The sequence below is a fragment of the Rikenella sp. genome, from assembly GCF_056799795.1.
Map to the genome: position 1 here is coordinate 1 of NZ_JBQIQO010000062.1, position 4,166 is coordinate 4,166.

At 63.0% G+C, this 4,166-nt stretch carries 2 protein-coding genes; both read right to left on the minus strand.

Going from position 1 to position 4,166, the window contains the following annotated elements; all coding sequences use genetic code 11:
• Nucleotides 1-330: 330 nt before the first annotated feature.
• The gene (locus tag ACTO3O_RS09695; protein ID WP_297623399.1) at nt 331-1,179 is read right to left on the minus strand and encodes a cell division protein FtsX; all 849 of its coding nucleotides are present in this window, start codon (nt 1,177-1,179) and stop codon (nt 331-333) included.
• Nucleotides 1,163-3,628 carry a hypothetical protein gene (locus ACTO3O_RS09700; RefSeq protein WP_482596749.1) on the minus strand — a complete coding sequence of 822 codons (2,466 nt, stop codon included), beginning with the start codon at nt 3,626-3,628 and terminating at the stop codon, nt 1,163-1,165. Before ACTO3O_RS09700 ends, ACTO3O_RS09695 begins: the two co-directional genes overlap by 17 nt.
• Nucleotides 3,629-4,166 lie beyond the last annotated feature (538 nt).

Here is a 4,166-nt window from a genome sequence, read left to right on the forward strand (position 1 = left end):
GGGTACTGCCCTCGGGCCGGGCAGGCCCCACGTCCCGTGGACGGGAAATGCTCGCGCATTTCCACTGGCCGTCTCTACCCCCGTTCTCTGTTCGCGCGCCTGGGGAAATCTTGTCAAAACGCGCCAGCGCATTTTGACGATTTCCCTCCTAAGACGTGGCGCGCGGTTATTTTTAAGTAATAAAGGCCGCCCGCCGTGGCGCGAACGCGTCCGCCGGGCGGGCGCGCCCATAGGGCGTTTTACTGGCAGCCTCTACCCCAGCAACTAACGGCAGCCTCAGCCCATCCTGCTGTCTGTGCGCTGCTGGTTATGCAGGCTGCCGGCGGCCCGTCAGTCGGTGCGGCGGACGAAACGGTTGACGGCCAGGGCGGTAAAGGTAGTGCAAATCGTTACGCCGACCAAAATCATGCCGCTGAACAACAGGGCCAGGGTCGAACGGTCGGTCGAGAGGCGGATGTCGGGCATCACTTCCGACAGGCCGTCGGCGAAGAGGTAGAGCAGCAGGGAGGACAAAACGCCTGCGACAACGCCTTGGGTGAAGCTGCGCCACACGAAAGGACGGCGGATGAAGGCGGTGGTGGCGCCGACGAGTTTCATGGTGGCGATGGCTTGACGACGGGCGGCTACGGCGAGGCGAAGGGTGTTCGAAATCAGCATGATGGCGACGGCAAGCAGGAAAATTCCCAAACCCAGCAGAATGTAGTTCAGGCGGTTGAGGTTGCGGGTCACGGCGTCGATGATCTTCTGCTGGTAGGCGACCTCTTCGACGCCGCTCCAGGTGGTGCACTCCCGTTCGAGGGCTGTGAGGTCGGAGGGGTCGGTGTGCCCGGCGTTCAGGGTTAGTTCGTAGGAGGCGGGCAGGGGGTTCTCGCCCAAAAATTCGACGAAGTCGGCGCCGATGTAGGCCTGAAAGTCTTGGGCGGCTTCGTCGGCGGAGAGGTAGCGCCACGAGGCGATGGCGGGGTGGAGCCCCATCCGGCGTTCGATGGCGGCGCGCTGGGCGTGGGTCACGGTGTCGGAGAGCAGGAGCGAAAAGCGCAGCTCGCTCCGCACGGCCGAGGTCGAGGAGTAGGCGTTCAGCAGGATGTAGCCTACGGCGCCTAAGAGCAGCAGCACGAGGGTGACGCTGACGGTGGCGATGGTGTAGTCGGCTTTCAGGCCGTTAGGATGGTGTGCCATCGGTGTCTGGAGTGGTTGGTTGGGGTTGGCGTTTCCGGAGGAGTGTCCCGACGAGCAGGCCGAGGGTGCCGAAAAGCAAGATGGCGGAGCAGGTGCGGGTGATTTCGACGAGCAGGTCGAAATTCGGGGCGGCGAAACGGAACTCGAGGGTGTGTTCGCCGGCGGGTATCCGGATGGCGCGAAGGACGTAGTCGGCCCGAAGGTACGGGGCGCGTTCGCCGTCGATGATGGCGGTCCAGCCTTTCGGGTAGTAGATCTCGGAGAGGACGGCTAAGCCGTCCCGCGACGAGCGGGTGCGGTAGGTCTGCCGGTTGGTGCGGTATTCGGTCAGGGTGATGGTGGCGGTCGAGTCGGCGGCGAGGTCTTCGGGGGTCAGCCCTTCGAGTTGAGGGGCGAAGCGGCGGTCTACTACGGCGGTGGTGCGGGGGTCGAAGCCGCTCAGGGCGGCGATCTCGGCGTCGGGGGTGTCGACCCACCGGATGGTGTCGACGAACCAGGCGCTTCCGCAGGCGTAGGGGTTCTGCTGGACGGTCGCCCGGCCTTCCTGGTCGGGGACGATGAAGTATTTGGTGTTCAGCATGTCGTAGACGGCCATGTTCTGACGGCTGAGGTGGCGTTCGATGAGGTCTTGGTAACGCCGGAGCTTGGCGGCGTGGTAGCCGCCGACGGAGCGGTGGTGGTAGGAGGTGGTGGCGTCGGTGAAGGGGTCGAGGGTGAAGTTGGCGACGCGGTAGTCGGTGGTGTCTTGTAGGATCAGCCGGTCGGCGTCGGTGGTCGGAATGTTCAGGGCTTCGCGGCGGGGACGGAAATCGGAGGCGGAGACGTACCGTTTGTCGACGGGGAAGAGGTCGAAGAGGATGATTCCGCAGAGGCCGGCGATGAACCAGCTGCGACGGATTTTGCGGCGGACGCTGAGCCATACGAGGCCGGCGGTCAGCGCTACGAAGAGGAGCGACCGGAAGGCGTCGGCGCGCATCAGGGTGGCGCGTTCGTCGCGCATGGCGGCCAATATGGGCTCGGGAAGTCCCATCGATTCGTCGTTGGGCCCGGCGAAGCTGCTGAGCATGGGGCCGAAGAGGCCGATCAACAGGCACAGGCCGCCGGTGATGAGCAGTGACCATTTCCAGCCGTTCTGAAGCCGGGCGTTGTCGGTTTCGTCGCGGTTCCACAGCCGGGCAAGGCCGAGTATGGCCAGCAGCGGCACGGCCCACTCAACGATCACGAGGATCATGGAGACGGTGCGGAATTTATTGTACATGGGGAGGTAGTCCAGAAAGAGGTCGGTGAACCACATCATGTGGCGGCCCCAGGCGAGGAAGATGGCCAGCAGGGAGACGGCGGCGATCCACCATTTTTCGCGTCCGCGGAGGACGAACATCCCGAAGAGGGCCAGAAAAACGAGGCTGGCGCCTAGGTAAACGGGGCCTTCGGTGGAGGGCTGGGGGCCCCAGTAGGAGGGCAGGTTGCGCTCGAAGCCGCGGGGGACGTCGTATTGCCGAAGGGCTTGGGCGACTTCGCCGTCGGCCTGAAAATCACGCCCTCCTCCATATAAATTGGGAACGAGCAGGTCGAGGGTCTCCATCTTCCCGTAGCTCCAGGCGGTGATGTAGTCGCGGTCGAGGCCGCTGGTACGGTTGGCTTGGTCGGTGGGGTTGGGGTCGGTGAGTTCGCTGCGGCCGCGGGTGGTCTCGGGGGTGTGCTGGGCGACGTAGTAGAGCTGGACGAGGTTGGCGCCGAGGGCCAGCACGGCGGCTAAGGCCAAAACTGCGGTGGTCTTGCCGAACCGGGCGAGGGCTTTGGCTTTATAGGAGGCTATGAATTCGTTGATGACGAGGGCGAGCAGAACGAAGAGAAAGTAGTAGGTGATCTGGGGGTGGCTGGTCGATATCTCGACGGCGGCGAAGAGGCCGGCCAGTGAGGCGCCTAACCATCGGTGTCGTCGGTAGGCGTACCACACGCTTCCGACCATCGGTGCGACCCAGGCGAGGGCCATCATTTTCGTGATGTGTCCGGCGCCGATGATGATGACGAAGTAGGACGAAAGACCGTAGCCGAGGCCGCCGGCGATCGAGAGCCAGGGGTCGACGCCGAATAACAGCAGCATCAGATAAAAGCCGGCCATGGCGACGAACAGCCACCCGGCGGGCTGGCCGAGAAAGTAGAAGCGGTCGGCGGTCTTTTTGACCCAGCGGCCGTCGTAGTTCATGTCGATCAGGTAGGAGGGCATGCCGCTGAAGTTACGGCCGGCCCACTGGGGGTGTTCGTCGTAGCGGTCGATGTGTTGCCGGATGTCGCTGGTGGCGCCGTTGAACATGATCATGTCGGTCTGGCGCAGGGCTTTCCCGTTGTACTGGGGGGCGAAAAAGAGGGCGGAGACGCTGGCGAACAGCACTAACGCAAGCATATGGGGCAGGGCGTGCCGGAAAAAACGAACGAGGCGATGGGGCATGGTTGTCGAAATTTTGGGCCTAAATATACGCTTTTATTCGCACTCCTGTTCTCTCCCCGGGGCGGATGCGTGATTTTGGACGGAGGTTGCCGCGTTGGTTAGGGCCGTCGGCAGTTTGAGGATGCGAAGCATCCGTCTAAAGTTTTTCTGGTTCTCTTTGTTCACAAAGAGAACAGTTCGAGGCGAGGCAAAGCTCGACCGCGCGCGATCGCTGAAGTAGGAAATCATTCAAACGCGTGATTCGCGTTTGAATAAGATTTCCGCCAGCGCGCGGACAATGGGTTGGGCCGAGGTTGCCGTTAGTTGTTGGGGTAGAGGCTGCCAGTGGAAATGCGCGAGCATTTCCCGTCCACGGGACGTGGGGCCTGCGCGGCCTGAGCGCAGTACCCTCCTGTAGCCAAAGACGCGCGCCACGCCTAAAGGAGCGCGCGAAAATCCCGTCGCCCGCCCGCTTAAAGGGCATATTCTGCCGGTTGGCACTTGGCCAATCCGGCAAGAATTGCCGCGGGCGACGTTTAGGAGTAGATACACCCATCTT